At 58.3% G+C, this 17,875-nt stretch carries 13 protein-coding genes; 9 read left to right on the forward strand and 4 right to left on the reverse strand.

Translation table 11 applies throughout. From position 1 onward, the window contains the following. Positions 1-44: 44 nt before the first annotated feature. From ACWI8T_RS00210 to ACWI8T_RS00225, 4 genes are all read left to right on the forward strand, one after another. A complete protein-coding gene (locus ACWI8T_RS00210) occupies positions 45-761 on the forward strand; it encodes a TlyA family RNA methyltransferase (RefSeq protein ID WP_329933187.1) in 717 nt (238 codons plus the stop codon). Positions 762-1,161: 400 nt separating this feature from the next. After that, positions 1,162-2,607, forward strand: a complete 1,446-nt coding sequence (locus tag ACWI8T_RS00215) for a cytochrome ubiquinol oxidase subunit I (protein WP_449137495.1) — start codon at positions 1,162-1,164, stop codon at positions 2,605-2,607. A 2-nt stretch (positions 2,608-2,609) separates the two neighbouring features. Further along, a complete protein-coding gene (cydB, locus tag ACWI8T_RS00220) occupies positions 2,610-3,632 on the forward strand; it encodes a cytochrome d ubiquinol oxidase subunit II (RefSeq protein WP_329933191.1) in 1,023 nt (340 codons plus the stop codon). Positions 3,633-3,641: 9 nt separating this feature from the next. Further along, positions 3,642-3,908 carry a hypothetical protein gene (locus ACWI8T_RS00225; RefSeq protein WP_329933192.1) on the forward strand — a complete coding sequence of 89 codons (267 nt, stop codon included), beginning with the start codon at positions 3,642-3,644 and terminating at the stop codon, positions 3,906-3,908. A 169-nt stretch (positions 3,909-4,077) separates the two neighbouring features. Here the strand turns inward: ACWI8T_RS00225 and ACWI8T_RS00230 are convergent, their stop codons facing one another. The 4 genes from ACWI8T_RS00230 to ACWI8T_RS00245 form a co-directional block, all read right to left on the reverse strand. Continuing rightward, entirely contained in the window at positions 4,078-4,752 is a 675-nt protein-coding gene (locus ACWI8T_RS00230) for an ABC-2 transporter permease (RefSeq protein ID WP_329935829.1), read from the reverse strand. Continuing rightward, positions 4,749-5,630, reverse strand: coding sequence for an ABC transporter ATP-binding protein (locus tag ACWI8T_RS00235; protein ID WP_329933195.1), 882 nt, complete (start codon positions 5,628-5,630; stop codon positions 4,749-4,751). Before ACWI8T_RS00235 ends, ACWI8T_RS00230 begins: the two co-directional genes overlap by 4 nt. Positions 5,631-5,642: 12 nt before the next feature. Continuing rightward, a complete protein-coding gene (locus ACWI8T_RS00240) occupies positions 5,643-6,023 on the reverse strand; it encodes a GntR family transcriptional regulator (RefSeq protein ID WP_281668860.1) in 381 nt (126 codons plus the stop codon). A gap of 169 nt (positions 6,024-6,192) precedes the next feature. After that, on the reverse strand, positions 6,193-7,662 hold the full coding sequence (locus tag ACWI8T_RS00245) for a response regulator transcription factor (RefSeq protein WP_449137496.1): 1,470 nt from the start codon (positions 7,660-7,662) through the stop codon (positions 6,193-6,195). A gap of 286 nt (positions 7,663-7,948) precedes the next feature. Between ACWI8T_RS00245 and ACWI8T_RS00250 the strand changes: the two genes are divergently transcribed. The 5 genes from ACWI8T_RS00250 (at position 7,949) to ACWI8T_RS00270 (ending at position 17,502) form a co-directional block, all read left to right on the forward strand. Then, entirely contained in the window at positions 7,949-9,595 is a 1,647-nt protein-coding gene (locus tag ACWI8T_RS00250; RefSeq protein ID WP_443729535.1) for an FAD-binding protein, read from the forward strand. 192 nt (positions 9,596-9,787) lie between these two features. Beyond that, positions 9,788-10,618: a deoxyribonuclease IV gene (locus ACWI8T_RS00255; protein WP_449137497.1), complete on the forward strand. Its 831-nt coding sequence runs from the start codon at positions 9,788-9,790 to the stop codon at positions 10,616-10,618. 42 nt (positions 10,619-10,660) lie between these two features. Further along, positions 10,661-13,207, forward strand: coding sequence for a homocysteine S-methyltransferase family protein (locus tag ACWI8T_RS00260; RefSeq protein ID WP_449137498.1), 2,547 nt, complete (start codon positions 10,661-10,663; stop codon positions 13,205-13,207). A 249-nt stretch (positions 13,208-13,456) separates the two neighbouring features. Then, on the forward strand, positions 13,457-14,659 hold the full coding sequence (locus tag ACWI8T_RS00265) for an MFS transporter (protein WP_449137499.1): 1,203 nt from the start codon (positions 13,457-13,459) through the stop codon (positions 14,657-14,659). A 287-nt stretch (positions 14,660-14,946) separates the two neighbouring features. Then, positions 14,947-17,502 (forward strand): DNA topoisomerase I, encoded by a 2,556-nt coding sequence (locus ACWI8T_RS00270; protein WP_449137500.1) that lies wholly within the window; start codon positions 14,947-14,949, stop codon positions 17,500-17,502. The last annotated feature ends 373 nt before the right edge of the window (positions 17,503-17,875 follow it).

The raw sequence follows: 17,875 nt of genomic DNA on the forward strand, positions 1-17,875 counted from the left end.
CGGGTGCGCCGCAACCTAAAAAACCGAAACAGAAGAAAATCCGCTTGGACGATTTGCTCATTGAGCGCGGCTATTTCGCCGATAGGGGTGAAGCGTTGCGCGCGGTTCTCGCGCATGAGGTGCGTGCGAATGACGTGTATCCTACAAGCGCTGCGGTATTGGTGAGCCCCGATGCCGATGTGTTTGTGCGCAATCGTCGCGCCTATGTGAGCCGTGGCGGGCACAAGCTCCAAGGGGCGCTTGATGCGTTCGCTCAAGATGTGCGTGGCGCACGCTGTATCGATATTGGTTCGTCGACGGGCGGTTTTACCGACTGTCTGCTTCAGGCGGGCGCCGCCGAAGTCGCGTGCGTCGACGTAAACTACGGACAGCTCGCGTGGAAGCTCCGCGAAGATGAGCGTGTGCGCGTGTTCGAGCGCACGAATATCAAAACGGCCGTTCCTGCCGAGCTTGGCGCGCCGTTCGATATCGTCGTGGCCGATTTGTCGTTCATTGGCTTGGCCGGATTGGCCGACGTATTCGCTGCATTGTGCGCGCCTGGCACGGTGTGCTTGCTGCTCGTGAAGCCCCAGTTCGAAAGCGCCCACGACGAAACCGACCGCGGCATCGTGCGCGATGAATCGGTTCGACTGCGCGTTGTGAAGGAAGTTTCCGATGCTTTCGCTGCAGTCGGCTTCTCAATTGAGGGCGCGGTGGAAAGCCCCATCAAGGGTGCTGAGGGCAACGTCGAATATCTTGTTAAGGCCGTCTATCAGGCATAGGTTGCATGTCGCGAGCCCGAGGCACGGTGTGCGCGCTGAAGTGAACGTCGCACGTGCCGTTGGGGTGCCGTTCGCGGCATTCGAGCGTGGATTCGCGCGCGGTCACGCCGCTCGGATGCCGCTGTTGTTTAGCTTCCGTCGTTGCCTCTTACGTACCGCTGCACCACTTGAGTGCGCCGTCTGGTGCCGCGCGATCGGGGTCAAGAGCGTCTCGCTCGAACTCGTCTTTTAAACAATCCATACAGAAGATGACCGCCATAAAAGGCGGTTTTCTTTTGTCGCTCTGTCCTCTCCGAAATTAACGATATAAATTCCTAATTAGTATTCCATTTTTCTTTTATTCGGTCTAATATGACACCTAGTTGGTAACATATAAGCAACGACACAAGGGGGTAAGGAAATGGACGCGTTGTTTGACGTGGCGCTGCTCTCGCGAATTCAGTTCGCGGTAACGGTGGCCTACCATTTCATATTCGTTCCGCTTTCGATAGGCTTGGGCCTTATCACGGCGATTTTTGCGACGAAGTATTATCGAAGCCGCGATGAAAAAGATGGCGCCGCCATGCATTTCTGGGTGCGCATCTTCACGGCGACGTTTGCCATTGGCGTTGCGACAGGTATCACCATGGAGTTCTCTTTTGGAACCAACTGGGCCGATTACTCGCGCTTCGTAGGCGATATTTTCGGTGCGCCGCTTGCCGCCGAGGCCCTGTTCGCCTTCTTTTTGGAATCGGTTTTCCTTGGTGTTCTTCTCTTTGGCGAAAAGAAGGTGTCGCCTAAGTTCTACATGGTGTCGGCATGGCTTGTGTGGGCAGGTTCGTGCTTGAGCGCGCTGTGGATTCTGATTGCCAATTCGTGGATGCAAACGCCGGCTGGCGCCGAGCTTGCGAGCGATGGTTCGAAGGCCGTTATCACCGATTTCCTTGCGGCGGCTTTCAATCCCTCGATTTTGCCGCGTTATACGCACGTGATTGTGGCGCTGCTCATTTTGGGCGCATTCGTGTCCATGGCGGTTGGAGCGTGGTATTTGCTGAAGGGCAAGCATTCCGATTTTGCGATGAAAACCGTGCGCATTGGCGCTGTGGTAGGCATCGTCGCATCGTGCGCGATGATTGTGACGGCCCATGCTTCGGCGGTGGAGGTTTCGGAAGAGCAGCCCACGAAACTGGCCATGATGGAAGGCATGTATAACGACGAGGTGCCGCCGCTGTACGCTTTTGGCTGGGTTGACGAAGAAAGCCAGCAGGTCATTACTCCGTTCGCGATTCCTGGCGGCACGAGCTTCTTGGCGACGGGCACGTGGGATACCGAATATGCCGGTCTCAATTCGCTCGCCGAAACCGAAAAGTATGGCGAGATGAACGTCGCCGACATGCCGGTGAATATGGTGTTCCAGTCGTATCACCTGATGGTTGCGATGTATGGCCTCATTATGCTCACCGCGATTCTTGCGATTGCGTTCTCGATGCGTGGTGGGCGCATTGCCACCATGCGTTGGCTGCAGAAGCTCCTCATCGTATCTCCTCTGTTCCCGTTTATCGCCATTCAGGTTGGTTGGATTACCGCCGAAGTCGGCCGACAGCCATGGGTCGTGTATCCGTCGACGTCAGGTCCCGATGGCGTGAGCCTTCTTACGAATAACGCCATATCGCAGGCGGTGTCGGCGCCCGAACTGCTGCTCACGCTGGCTTTGTTCGCGGTGGTGTATGCGTTCTTGTTCATTGGCTGGGTGCGCGTGATTTCGCACTTCATTAAGCGCGGCCCCGTCGATGCCGTTGCGGCTGTTGAGAGCGCCGCGGCGGCAGAGCCTGCTGCGAAGACCTGCGATGCAAAGGATGGTGAATAGCGATGAGTGCTCTCGCTGTACTGTGGTTTTTCTTGATATTCGTGCTTATCGCGGGTTATTTCGTGCTCGATGGGTTCGATTTGGGCGTAGGCGTGCTCTATCGTGCGCTTGCGAAAACCGACGCCGAACGCGCCCTTGTGCGTCGCAGCATCGGCCCTGTGTGGGATGGTAATGAGGTGTGGCTGCTCACAGCGGGCGGCGCGCTGTTTGCTGCGTTTCCCGCGGCGTACGCCACGACGTTTTCGGGGTTTTACCTGGCGGTCATGCTCGTGCTTTTTGGCCTGATCGTGCGTGCGGTGTCGCTTGAGTTTGGCGCGCACGACCCGAAATGGGGCCGCGCATGGGATGCGTGCTTTACAATCGGTTCGTTTTTGCCTGCCCTGCTGTTAGGTGTGGCGCTCGGCAACGTGATTGCCGGCGTGCCGCTTGCGGCGAACGGCGACTACGCGGGTGTGCCGCTGCTTGGCTTGCTTTCGCCGTTTACGCTCGTCGTTGGCGCGCTGGGATTTGCGATGTGCATGGCGGCGGGCGCTGCATGGGTGGCGCTGAAGACTGAACGCACGAGCGCGGTGCACGGGCGTGCGGAAAAGCAGCGTCGCGTGTGGCACGTCGTGGTCCTCGTGCTGTTCGTGGTGGCGACTGTGCTTGCATTTGCCGTGGTGAAACCTCAGTTCGCCCCGGGCATGCTGGTCGCGGGTGCGATTTTTGCCATCGCTTTCGTCGTGTGTATTGCGGCATCGATTGCTCAGGCGAAAAAGGGCAACGATCTGGCCGCCTTCGTTCTGCAATCAATCGCGGCGGTATGCTTGGTGGCGTTGGCTGCGGTGTCGTTGTTCCCGAATTTGGTTGTTGCGGCACCCGGCAGCGTGGGCGAACCCATTACGCTCATGAACGCCGCGTCGTCCGATACGTCGCTCGCATGGATGACGGGCATTGCCTGCATTGGCGTGCCGTTGGTGCTGGTGTATCACGTGATTGCCTATCGCGTGTTTAGCGGGCGCCTTGCTGAAGAGGATGTGGCTTAAATGAACGGCATGGCGAACAAGAAGGGTGCCTCTCAAAGACGCAGGAGTGTTGTTGAGGAGCGGGGGAGCTCTGCCAATGAGCAAGGGAACGCATCGGAAAAACGTCTCTACGAGAAATGGCTCTCGGTGCTTTGCGCGGGTATGGCAATCTTCGGCGTAGGTGTGATGCTCGTGGGTTATAAAGCCCCAACGGTTGGGCTGGTTGCGACAGTTGCGATGCTCGTAGGCGCATCGGCGCTTTTCGCAATGAAGGCGAAGCAGACCATGCGAGAGTAAGCGTGCCCCAGCGCCCTGCCGCTTCGCGCCTTGTGCGTTGCGGCGGGCAAAATCGCGACAATGCGGCGCCTATAAGGAAAGGCGAGTCGTTTTGGACGGCTCGCCTTTTTGCGTGAGGGGCTGAATGAAGTTGCCGGGTTGGGCTCGAGACTTGCTTTGACGCGGATAGTTAGAGGTCTTTTCGCTGGTAAATCGTCGTGCTTATGGCGCAGCTTAGAGCGAAAAGTGCGAGCGATACGACGGTCAGCGAAACGAACAGAAGGCTTAAGTGGGCATCGGCCCAGGTGTCGAGATTGTGCAGCAGCATGGGGTCGAACGTCTGCTTCAGAATCGCGAGGCAAATGCATAAAGAGAGAATGGCGAAGCACATGAGATAGCGTACGCCTTTCGTGGCGCCGAATTTGATGAGGAACGGCTCGCCAATGGCCACCATGATAACCACTGAGAAGGTCGCGAAAAGTGACCCTGCTGCTACCTCGGTCGTTGGCATTGCTTCGAAATCGTGGACGAACGAGGGCAAAATGGCATTGAGCGCGATGCCAAGCATCGTCGCGCACGCCGCGGCGATGAGGGACGCGATAAGAATCGAGCCATATCGCGCGGCAATAACATCGCGACGCGAGAAAGGCAGCGATGCGCGATAACGCTTCCACCCGTTTTGATCATCATACGAGGTGAGTGAAAACATGAGAATCATAGGAACCATGGCGCTCACGCAGGCGACCGCTGAAATGCAATTGCCTATGGCGAACGCCATAATGGCACAAACAGGTACGAGTATCACGGCGAATGCCGGCATGAAGGTACCAAAGATGACAAATTCCGATTTCAATGCCGCTTTCATTGCGCGATTCCTTTCAACGTAAAGCGCAGGTAGTCTTCGATTGAGGCGTGGTCGCAGGGGATTTCAGGAAATGCTTCGGCGAACTCGAAGCGGTTGGGCACGAGCACGTCGCAACTGAATTCGCGTCGCTCAACGAGCGCTTCTTCGACGCATTCGAGAATCGTGTGAGCCTGTTCTGCAGTGCAATGGGCGATGCCTGCCATGTCGGTAATTTCTTCGCGAGGCATATTGAAAATGATGCGGCCGTCATCGATGGCCACAACGCGATCGGCAATGCGGTCCAAATCGCTTGTGATATGGCTCGACAGCAACACGCCGTGGCCTTCCTGGGTGGCGAATTCGCGCAAGGTGGCGAGTACGTCGTCGCGAGCGATGGGGTCGAGCCCCGCGGTGGCTTCGTCGAGCACGAGCAAATTGGCCTTGTGCGAAAGCGCCACGGCAAGCTGCAGTTTCATGCCCATGCCGCGGGAGAGATCCTTCACTTTCGCCTTGCGAGAAAGCGAAAACCACTCGGCAAGGCGCCAGAACTGCGCTTTGTCCCAGGTGGGGAAGGCGGGCGCGAGGCAGCGCTCCATCTGTGCAATGGTGAATTCCGCTGGATAGGGGCAGGTGTCGAACACCACGCCGATGCGTGAGCGCACGTGGCGCTGTGTGCTGTCGGGCGCATTCGGGCCGAAGGGCTCGCCGAACAGGCGCACCTCGCCGGCATCAAGTTTCATGAGCCCCAACGCGGCTCGAATGGTTGTGGTTTTGCCCGCGCCGTTTGCGCCGACGAAACCGACGATCTCGCCTGGCGCTACGGCAAGGTTCACGTTGCACAGCGCGAAGCTGTCGCCAATCTGGCGCTGTGCATCTTTGATTTCCAAAAGGTTCGCCATGATGCCGCCTTTCTATTCACGCGTTTCGGGGGCTACGAGGTCAAGCGCCTTATGCAAATCGGCGCGGGTAACGCCGAGCGTTTCGGCGAGCGCCGCCGCTTGTGCGAGCAGTGCTTCCATGCGTCGCAGCTCTTCTTCGCGCAGAAGCCCCTGATTGCCTGCTGCGACGAAGCAGCCCTTGCCCTGGACGGTTTCGATGAAGCCCGCTTCCTCTAGATCGGAGTAGGCGCGCTTGGTGGTAATGACGCTCACGCCGAGCCCGTTTGCAAGGGCGCGAATCGATGGCAGCTTCTCGCCACTCACCAATGTGCCCGCCAAAATATGCGCTCGAATCTGCGACGCGATTTGCTCGTAGATGGGCTTGTCGCTCGAGTTGGATAGGATGATGTCCACGATGGTTCCTTTACGTGTATATAACCAGTAAGCACAGTATATATACACTATGCACAGTTGCGCAAGTCAAATCTCGAACAAAATCGAATTGGACGATTCATCAGGCGATATATTCAATTGTATTGATTGATTGACTCTTCGCTATTGAAGGAGCCCGCTTTGTTTGAGGCTAGAAACAATCCTCGTCATTGGCTGTTTGTTTCTCTTCGCACGCCTGCGTGCCCAAAATCTCAAACAGCTCTTCGCGCGAGTGAATGTCGAGCTTTTGGTAAATATGGCGTATATGGGCTTTGACGGTGCCGTTGGCTACGATGAGCTCATTTTCGATATCGGAAATCGTTTTGTGTTGTGCGAGCAGCAGCAAAACTTCTTGCTCGCGCGCCGATAGGCCTTTTTCTTTCGAGATGGCATCGCAGCGATCGACGAGCGCATGCCTTTTTTCAATGGGGTCGCTGCCGTTTTCGGCATAGAGGAACTTCGCGCCCCAGCGGCTTGCCAACTCGCGTTCCGAGAACAGGATGACCGTGCCGCCGATGATGGCGAGAAGGGCGACGCCCGAAGACACAAGGTCGCCGTTGAGGGATGAGGGCGCGATGGCGTCGATGCCCGCATCGACGTAGCGTCCGAGCATCATGAAGAGCGCGCGAACGCCGCGCTCAATGCCGAAGAGCCATATCGCCGAAACGCCGTAGCGGTAGCAGATGTTGGCCAGAATGAGCATGATGAGAATCGAGAATGCCGTATAGCCTCCGGTGGCGCAGAAGTTGCCCCAGAATGAGTCGAACAGGCCCAATGCCGAAGGAATGATGAGCGCGCCCGCCATAAGCGGCAGGGCCGTGCGGTATATGGTGCCGAAGTCGAAATTCTTGCCCTGCAGAACAACGCCCACCATAACCACGAGCGCGGCCGCGACGGTGCCCAGCGCCGAATGGGGGCCGAACGTGCCTGCATAGAGGTATTTCTCGAGCAGCCCGTAGGCGAAAGCGTAAATCGCCATAAGGATGATGATTTTCCAAGGCGCGGAGAACTTGGCCCATGTGGTGCTTGGCAGATTGTCGCCCGGAAGCACATTGAAGCTTCGGGCGGCGCACAGGAGCGAGAATATCGGCAAAATCGAGGTCATGACGAAGAGCCATGGAATGGCGAAACCGCGGTAGATATATATCATGAGGGCGCCTACGATAATTGACCCCGAATAATAGAAGGCCACACGCATGGGGTTCATGCATCCATAGAGCTCGCTCCAAATAAGGATCATGAGTGCAATGCCTATGCCGCCCGCAATCGACGCGACGATGGCAAGGTGTTCGGCGATTCCTGGATAGAACAATGATGAAAACGTGCACACGGTTGCGAGGGTGAGCAGCGTGCCGCAAAGCACCCAGGCGGCGTGTTTCGAATAGAACGGGGAAACCTTGCGCGCTCCCAGCGCGCAGCCCAAAAGAACGATGCTCATAACAATATCGAAGAGGTCTCGCGTCGCGAAGTGTGCCGACGGGAAGTCGACGAACGATCCGACGAAGACAATTTCGATCCATGCGCGATAGATGCCGAGTCCCAAAAAAGCGAGCGGTAAAAACCCTGCCGAGCTAAAAGGTACGTTTGCGTTGCGTATAACGCGATCTTTTTGATTTCCCATGGTGCCTAAACCCCTCCCGGCACGTAACCTTGCCCACCATTATAAGGCCCTCGTTGCTGCGGCAGGACAGCAAGCTGGATAAAGCAGTTGTTGTAGAAAGAAAGAAACGCCTGTTCGATTTGGGTGTTATAGGGGTGTGTTACATATTTAAACCCAGAATCTGCCCTGTGCGGTCGATTACGCAGCCTTTTTTCGGACATATGGTGCAGCTATGCCGACGGGGCAAAAGGGATCGCACAATGTGCAGGGCTCCGTCGAAACGAGAATGAACAAGGAGGGTTTCATCATGAAGGAAATGAGCCGTAGGGATTTGTTCAAAATCGGTGGAGTTGCAGCCGCTGGCGCTATGGGCGCTTCGATGCTCGCGGGCTGCTCGCCTTCTGGCGAGAAGAAATCGGAAGGCGGAAACGCCGCCGCCGACGACAAGAAGGTCAACGATATCGCAGGCCATTATCGCGCTGGCACGCCGTCGTTCCTTACTGCGCCTGACCCCATTACCGATATCAAAGAAACAAAGGAATACGATGTCGTGATTGTCGGCGCTGGCGCTGCAGGCGTTCCTGCCGCGATTTCCGCCAAAGAGGCTGGCGCGACCGTTGCCCTTATCCAGAAAGAAGCGACTGCGATTTCTCAGGGCAATACCGCTACGGGCATTCTTCTTGACGGTTCCGACCCCGCGGGCGTTTCCGCTGTTGTATCGATGCTGCTCAAGGAGCACCAATTCCGCGGCAACCGTGCCCAAGTTGAACTGTGGGCCAAAAATTCCGGCGAGGCGATTACGTGGATCTTCGAGCTTGCCCAGAAGGTCGGCGCCCAGGTTTCCGATACGACCAAAAAGTGGACCTCTACGGTGAAAACCGTGAATGGGTATCCGTTGAGCTATCTGTCCATCGATTTCGGCCCGAAGCCCTATAACACGGGCGACGGCATGCGCGCCTTGGCCGACTATGCCGAAGAGCAGGGCGTCGAGATTTTCTATAACACCGAGGCGAAGCAGCTCGTGGGCGATGCCGACAGCGGCATCACGGGCGTTATCGCCAAGGGCGCTGATGGCAATATCCAGTTCAATGCCAAGAAGGGCGTTATTCTTGCCACGGGCGATTACCAGAACGACGACGAGATGATGGATTACTATCTGCCCGACCTGCATTACTTGGGTCGCAAGCAGAACAACAAGACTGGTGACGGCATTAAGATGGCCGTGTGGGCTGGCGGCCAAATCGAGCCGATCGCCCACACCAAGATGCTGCACGACTTCGACGCCGGTCCGGGTTCTATGTGCGACATGCCGTTTTTGGCTGTGAAGATGAACGGCGAGCGTTTTGCCGATGAAACCGCCGGTATGTCTCGCATGAATTGCTTCCTGCGCAGCGAGGAGGATGCGGGCAATTACTGCCAGATTTTCGATTCGAACTACATGACGCAGGCCGCGTCGTGGCCTGGCAAGCTGTTCGACCCCGATGCGCTGAAGGCGTATATGCCCGAGGAAAGCGGCGAGAAGAAGGGCGTGTACGAAGATCAGGTCGCGACGTTTAAAGCCGACACCCTTGATGAGCTTGCCACGAAGCTGGGCATTACCGATGCCGCCGCATTCAAAAAGAGCGTTGAGCGTTACAACGCGCTTGCGGCCGAAGGCAAAGACGAAGACTTCGGTAAAGAAGGCAAGTGGCTCACCACGATCGACACCCCTCCGTTCTATGGCATTCACCGCAAGGTTCGCGTGTCGGCCATCGTCTCCGGCGTGCATGTCGGTGAGCACATGGAAGTGCTTAAGGCCGATTCCTCCGATCCGATCAAGGGCCTCTACGCCATTGGCAATACCGCAGGCGATTTCTATTGCGGCATTGATTACACGATGTGGATGCCTGGTCTGTCTCTCGGCCGTGCGCATACCCAGGGCTACGTTATGGGCAAATACGTCGCGAACCTTTAAGCGAGAAGGGCGCACCGCCCGCATTTTCGATACCCCCTGTCGGCTGAGCGTTTCTCCCTCCCTCGCGTCAGCCGAAGCTTGAAAGCGGACCGCACATGGTGCGGTCCGCTTTCCTTATAGAGGGGCTATAATGCGGCATCGAATACGTGCGGCGCATGCCGCGTATGATTGCTCGTTTTGGCGGAGGATTCTATGCTCACTGTTGGATGCCACCTGTCTACCTCGAAGGGTTTTGCGGCCATGGGACGCACGGCGCTTTCCCTTGGCGCGAATACGTTCGCGTTTTTCACGCGCAACCCGCGCGGCGGCTCGGCCAAGGCGATTGACGCGGCCGATGCCGCGGCATTGCGCGAGCTCATGGTCGAACACGATTTCGGCCCGTTGGTGGCGCATGCCCCCTATACGCTCAACCCTTGCTCGGCTAAGCCCGAGGCGCGCGAATTCGCCCGCATGTGCATGGCAGACGATTTGGTGCGTATGGAAGCTGTGCCGCACAGCTACTACAACTTCCACCCGGGCAGTCACGTGAAGCAGGGTGCCGAATGTGGCATTGAGCTCATTGCGGGCCTTCTCAACGAGGTGCTCGCACCTGAACAAACCACTACGGTGCTGCTCGAAACCATGGCGGGCAAGGGTACTGAAGTGGGTCGCGCGTTCGAGGAGCTTGCGGCGATTATCGAGCGCGTTGAACTTGCTGACCATGTGGGCGTGTGCCTCGATACGTGCCATGTATGGGATGGCGGTTACGATATCGTGGGCGACCTCGATGGCGTGCTGGAGGAATTCGATCGCGTGGTGGGGTTGCCGCGCTTGCGCGCAGTGCATATCAACGATTCGAAAAACCCTTGCGGTGCGCACAAAGACCGTCACGAGAAAATCGGCCAAGGCTTCATCGGTGTTGAGGCATTCGAGCGCATCGTGAACCATCCCGCGCTGCGCGAGTTGCCGTTCATTTTGGAAACCCCCAATGAACTGCCTGGCTATGCCGAGGAAATCGCCTTGCTGCGCAGCCTTGCCGAATAGTTTTGCGCCAATTGGTAGAAAGTCGCGTGAAGGGCCGTCAATGTGGAGGCCCTTCGTTCGTTTCTGCGCGATAATGGCCGCATTCATTTCGAAGGGGGACGCGTTATGACGCCTATCAACGATAATCCCACGCGCGCGATGCGTGTTGTGCGCTGCGACGAAACTATGGCCGCCGTGTTGCGTGGCGAGCGTTTTTTGGTATTCGACGGCGCGATGGGAACCATGCTGCAGCAGGCGGGGCTTGAGGCGGGCGAGCTTCCGGAGCTTTTATGCCTTACGAATCCCGAGGAAATCACGGGTATTCATATCCAGTATGTGGAGGCGGGAAGCGAAGTCGTGACCGCCAACACCTTCGGCGCGAACCGCCGCAAGCTTGGCGATGCTGCCAGCGTGGCCGATGTATTCGCGGCGGCCATTGCGTGCGGCAAGGCGTCGGGCGCGAAATACGTGGCAGCCGATATTGGCCCTACGGGCGCGCTGCTCGAACCGCTCGGCACAATGCCCTTCGATGAGGCGTATGAACTGTTCGCTGAGCAGGTGCGTGCGGCCGATGCGGCTGGAGCCGATTTGTTCATCATCGAAACCATGGCCGACCTTCTTGAGATGAAGGCCGCCATTCTTGCTGCGAAGGAAAACTCCGATTTGCCCATTTTCGCCACGATGACGTTCGGCGAAGACGGCCGCACGTTCTTGGGTACGAGTCCTCAAATCGCAGCCATCGTGCTTTCGTCGCTTGGCGTTGACGTTTTGGGCGTGAACTGCTCGCTTGGTCCCAACGACTTGCGCCCTATGGTAAGCGAAATGCTCAAGGCGTCCACGGTTCCCGTTATGGTGCAGGCCAATGCTGGCTTGCCGAGCATCGTCGATGGTAAAACCGTGTTCTCGGTGGCGCCCGATGAATATATCGAAGCCGTGGCGGCAATGGTCGACGAAGGCGTGTCGGTTGTGGGTGGTTGTTGCGGCACGAATCCCGACTATATCGCGAAAGAGGCGGTGCTCGTGGCGGGCCGCGCGCCCGTCGAGCGCGATGTGGCTCCTGCGTGCGGCATTACGTCGGCGAGCCATGCCACGCTTCTGGTTGGCCGCGACGTTGCCACCATTGGCGAGCGCATCAACCCTACGGGCAAAAAGAAGCTCAAGGCCGCGCTTCGCGAAGGCAATCTCGACTATGTGTTGGGCGAAGCCATTTCCCAGACGGAAGCGGGCGCCGACGCGCTCGACGTGAACGCCGGCCTGCCCGAAATCGACGAGGCGGCGACGCTCGTGTCGCTCGTGGGCAAAATCCAGGGCGTGTCGCCTTTGCCCTTGCAAATCGACTCGTCGGATCCGGTTGCCGTAGAGGCTGCCGTGCGCGTGTATTCGGGCAAGCCGATTATCAACTCCGTGAACGGCAAGCAAGAAAGCCTCGATGCCGTGCTGCCTATCGCCAAACACTACGGTTGCGCGGTTGTGGGCCTCGCTCTCGATGAGCAGGGCATACCTCCTACGGCTGAGGGCCGCTTCTCCGTGGCTCAGCGCATTGTGGAAGAAGCCGACAAATACGGCATCCCACGCAGCGATATCTTCATCGATTGCCTGGTCATGGCCGCGTCGACCAATCAGGCTGAAGTCGTCGAGATTTTGCGCGCCATCACGATGGTGAAGGAGCGCTTGGGTGTGCGCACGGTGCTCGGCGTATCGAACGTGAGCTTTGGTCTGCCTTTGCGCGAAATCGTGAACGCCACCTTCTTGGCGGCGGCGTTTTCGGCGGGCCTCGACATGCCCATTCTGAACCCGCTTTCCGCGCGCTATCGCGAAATCGTCGATACGTGGCGCGTGCTGTGCGGGCAAGACGTCTCGGCGCAGGGCTACATTTCCGAATACGCGAACAAGAGCATGTCGGCCGTGGCCGGCGCTGCTGGAGCGGCGACGGTGCAGGGAAGCGCCTCGGCGCCTGCGCCCGCAGCGGGCGACGCCTTCGACGATGTGGGCGATTTCGGATTGCGCCGTTTCGTGGTCACGGGCCGCAAGGCCAACATGCCCGAGGCGGTTTCGAAATTGCTCGAAACGTGCGACGCCATGGAGGTCATCAACGGCCACCTGATTCCTGCGCTCGATGATGTGGGTGAACGTTTCGAGAAAGGCAAGTTCTTCCTGCCTCAGCTCATGGCGTCGGCGGAAGCGGCGAAAGCCGGCTTTGATGTCATCAAGGAACAGGGCGGCAGCGGGGCTGTTGCCGACAAGGGCTCGGTTGCCATTGCCACGGTGAAGGGCGACATTCACGATATTGGTAAGAACATCGTGCGCATGCTGCTTGAAAACTACGGCTACACGGTATATGACCTGGGCCGTGATGTGGAGCCGCAGGCCGTGCTCGATTGCGTGCGCGAGCACGATATCAAGCTCGTGGGCCTCTCGGCGCTCATGACCACCACGGTGCGTGGCATGGAGGACACCATCGCGCTTTTGCGCGAGCAGGCGCCCGATGTGAAAGTGTTCGTGGGTGGTGCGGTTATTACCGCCGAATACGCTGAGATGGTCGGCGCCGACTACTACTGCAAAGACGCCGCCGAAAGCGCGAAAGTCTGCAGCGAGGTGCTAGGCGCATAAAGACCGCACGTTCATGGGCGCGACTTCCATTGCCGCCTCGCGTATGTGCGGGGGGGCTTGAGGTCGGGACGTTACGCGTGTAAACCTTTTGCAAGAAAGCCGCTGGGGGATTATTGCCCCTGGCGGCTTGTTCTATAATCCACTCCTTCAGAAAGCGGAATGCGAGGCGGCGGTTCGCGCGGTGGAATGCTGAAGGCGATTCCCGAATGCGCCCGTTTGTCTTGCGCAGAGAAGAAGGGATGCGAAGGCGTGGCATCGAATGCTGGGAAAATAACGGCTCGCGAATGGGCGGCGATTATCTCGGTTGCGGCGGCGGCGTTCATATTCAACACGTCGGAGTTCATGCCCATTGGCCTGCTCGTTGACATCTCGGCCGATTTTGGCGTGAATGAAGCGACGGGTGGCATTCTTATCACGGCATACGCGTGGGCGGTGTGCCTGTTGTCGGTGCCGCTTATGGTGGCGACATCGCGGTTCAGCTTCCGTCCGCTGCTTTTAGCAGTGGTCGGGGTGTTCGGCGTGGGGCAGCTCTGCTCGGCGCTTGCCCCCGGCTATTTCCCGCTTATGGGTGCTCGTCTCATTGTCGCGTGCGCGCATGCGATTTTCTGGTCTATCGCGCCTTCCATCGCGGCGCGTGCCGTCTCGCTCGAGCATCGCTCGATTGCGCTTTCCGCCATCGTTACGGGCTCTTCAATCGCCCAGATTCTCGGTTTGCCCTTGGGACGCGTCATCGGCTTGGCGCTCGGCTGGCGCATGGCATTCGCTTGCATCGCGGCGTTCACGGTTGCGCTGCTCGTGGTGCTCTTCTTCGCCGTGCCGAAAATGAGTGCGGGCGAGCCGTTTAAGGTAAGCCAGCTTCCCAGCCTGGTGAAAAACCCGGTACTGCTGTCGCTGTTTGTGGGCACGGCCGTCATTGCCACGGCCTATTACACGGGTTACAGCTACGTGGAGCCCTATCTGCAGCAGATAGGCGGGCTTTCCGACGAGGCCATCACCACCTCGCTCATGATGTTTGGCGTGGCGGGCGTTATCGGCAGCTTTTTGTTCGCGCGCTTCTACGTGGGCAAGCGCCGCCGCTATTGGTACATTCGCGTCTCGCTCGCCGGCGTGGCGCTCGCGCTCGCGCTTATGATGCCCGCTGCGCTCGGCGGCATGGGCTCGGTGCTTGCGGTGTTCGTGCTGTGGGGCATTTGCGGCGTGTCATTCAACGTGGCCTACCAGTCTGAGATATTGCGCTTTGCGCCTCCGTATGCGGCGGCGGTCGCCACGGCAATTTACTCGGGCATCTTTAACTTGGGAATCGGCGGCGGCTCGGCGGTGGGCGGCGCGGTGAGCACTGCTTTTGGCATGGGGTCGGTATGCTTCGCGGGTGCGCTCATCGGCGCTGCGGCGGTCGCGATCGCCTGCGTGTTCCTTATTCCCGCCATGCGTCGCACCAGGCCGGTCGAGTAGCGCGAAATCAAGGGGGCGCATGCGTGAATATGCCGGTTTGGACAAAGAAAAACATTTCGATAAAGGCCTGCACGCCACGTATCGCTTGCGCTCGCAAAATATCGTCTCGTATAAAAATTCGCCCGATAGTTGCAATTTCGTGTATGCTATCGGGCGTTTAGCATGTATGCGCTCGCAATTCGGTCGCTTTCGCACCGCTTGCAATGGGTGCTGTGGCGCTTTTGCCCGTAAGCCAATCGCGCTGCGCAATCGCCTTATATATAGGTAGGAAATCGGGAGGACTCGCTTTGAAGCTCGTCGTTACTGAGAAGAATATCGCCGCCCAGAAAATCGCCGATTTGTTGGGCATTAAAAAGCCGAAGGCCGACAAGGTCTACAACACGCCCGTCTACCGTTTCGAACTCGATGGCGAAGAATGGGTAACCATCGGCTTGCGCGGCCACATCCTCGAGCCCGATTTCGTTCCGCAAATCGTCTACAAGAAAACGAAGGGCTGGCAGGGCGTGACCGCCGATGGCGAAGTCGTGCCTGCCGACATTCCCGATTTTCTCGCGAAACCGCCGTACAAAACCAAGCGCAAACCGTTTTTGGCCGATGGCGTCGCCATGGGCGCGTGGAAGATGGACGCGCTGCCGTATTTGGCATATGCGCCCATCGAGAAGCTGCCGAAGGAAAAAGACATCATTCGCAGCTTGAAGAACTTGGCCAAGAAGGCCGACGAAATCATTATCGCGACCGACTTCGACCGCGAAGGCGAGCTCATCGGTTCTGACGCGCTCGGCCAAATCAAACAGGTGAACGATATCGCGCCGGTATTCCGTGCGCGCTATTCGGCCATCACGAAAGAAGAAATCACGCACGCCTTCACGAATCTCGTGAAGCTCGATGAGGATCTGGCTGCGGCGGGCGAGAGCCGCCAGGAAATCGACCTTATCTGGGGTGCGGTGCTCACGCGCTACCTCACCATCGTGAAATTCGCCGGTTACGGCAACGTGCGCAGCTCGGGCCGCGTGCAAACCCCGACGCTCGCGCTCATCGTCGCTCGCGAACGCGAGCGCATGGCGTTTGTGCCCGAGGACTATTGGGTGATCAAGGGCGACTTCCAGCATGCTGCCGATGAGTTCAGTGCGCCGCATGCGACGGCTCGCTTCAAGAGCGAAGATGCCGCGAATGCCGTTATGTCCCACGTTGAGGGCCAAACTTTCGGCGTGGTTTCCGCCATCGAGAAGAAAAAGCGCACGCAGGCTGCCCCGGTGCCGTTCAACACCACGTCGCTTATGGCCGCCGCCGCGAGCGAGGGCCTTTCTCCCGCACGCACCATGCGCCTGGCTGAAAGCCTGTACATGGACGGCTATATTTCCTATCCGCGTGTCGACAACACGGTGTATCCCGAATCGCTCGACCTCGAAGGCACGGTGAAAAAGCTCTCCGACGTTGCGGCCTATCGTCCGTATTGCCAGGAGCTGTTGAAGCGCGGCAAGCTTGTTGCCACGCGCGGCAAGAAGGAAACGACCGACCATCCGCCTATCCACCCCACGGCTGCCGCCAACCCCGATAAGCTCGGCGCGCCTGAGTGGAAGCTCTATAACCTTATCGCTCGCCGTTTCTTGGCAACCCTTTCCGACGCTGCCGTCATCGAAGGCACGAAGGTGACCATCGAAGTGAATGCCGAGCCGTTCGCGGTGCGCGGCGACGTCGTTGTGAAGCCGGGCTTCCGCGCCATTTACCCGTACGGCATGAAGAAAGAAGAGCAGCTGCCCGCTCTTGTCGAAGGCCAAACGGTCGATTTCAAGGGCGCCGTATGCACCAAGAAGCAGACCGAGCCGCCGGCGCGCTACAGCCAGGGCAAGCTCATTCAGGAAATGGAGCGCTTGGGCTTGGGCACCAAGGCCACGCGCCATGCGATCATCGAGCGCCTTTACACGGTGAAATACGTGCAGAACGACCCTATCGAGCCAAGCCAGCTCGGCATTGCCGTATGCGATGCGCTCGGTCAGTTCGCACCGCAAATCACGAGCCCCGACATGACGGCGACGCTCGAAGAAGATATGAACCAGATTGCCGCCGGCAACAAGACCCAAAAAGACGTGGTCGATTTGTCGCGCGACATCTTGAACGACGTGCTCAACGAGCTTTTGCCCCATCAGGAACAAATCAAAGATGCCCTGGCCGATGCCGTGGCTGCCGACGCATATGTGGGACCGTGCCCGAAGTGCGGCAAAGACCTGCAATTGCGCGCGAGCCAAAAAACGCGTTCGATGTTCATTGGCTGCTCCGGTTGGCCGGAGTGCGATGTGACGTATCCGTTGCCGAAGGGCAAGATTGAAGCGATCGAAGAGAAGTGTCCCGAGTGCGGCATGCCCCAAATCAAGGTGACCGCCTTCCGCAGCAAGCCGCGCATCCAGTGCATCGATCCGAATTGCCCCACGAATCACGAGCCCGACATCGTGGTGGGGAAGTGCCCGACGTGCGCCGCGAAGGGCCTCGACAAGCAGCTCATCGCGTCGAAGAACCCGCGCACGCTCAAGCGATTCATTCGCTGCGAGAACTACGAGGAATGCGAGACGAGCTACCCGCTTCCGCAATACGGCAAGCTCACCGCCACCGAGGAAACCTGTCCCGATTGCGGCGCTCCCATGGTCATCGTGACCACCGCCCGTGGCCCGTGGAAGCTGTGTCCGAATTTCAATTGTCCGGGCAAAGAGCGCGAAGCCGCCGAGAAGGCCGCGAAGGCCGAGGCGAAGAAGGCAGAAAAGGCTGCAAAGCCTGCCGCGAAGAAGGCTCCCGCCAAAAAGACGGCTGCGAAGAAAACGACGTCGAAAAAGGCTGTTGCGAAGGAATAGCACACCCTGCTGTGGCCCTTGGTCTGCCGGAGGCATGCTCAAGGCCACAGCGAGCTACCGCTCACTTCGTTCGCTATGCGCTCGCTTGGCGGCGCTTAATTATGAGATGAAAATCAAGAGTGAACGCCGACGGCCTTGCGCATGCCTCCGGCAGACCCAGGGCTAATTGTAACCAAATCGGCAGAATCGCCCCGACCCGGCGAGAGGGGAATGTGCTCGACCGTCGGTGCTCAAATTGTTTTTTATTCTAAAATGAAACACCGCCAAGCGAGCGCATAGTGAGCCGAAGGCGAACGGTAGCTCGCTGTGGTCGAGAGCATTCCCCTCTCGCCGGGTCGGGGCGATTCCGCAGGTCGGCTAACGTGCGAATTTT

The sequence above is a fragment of the Slackia sp. genome, assembly GCF_977041755.1.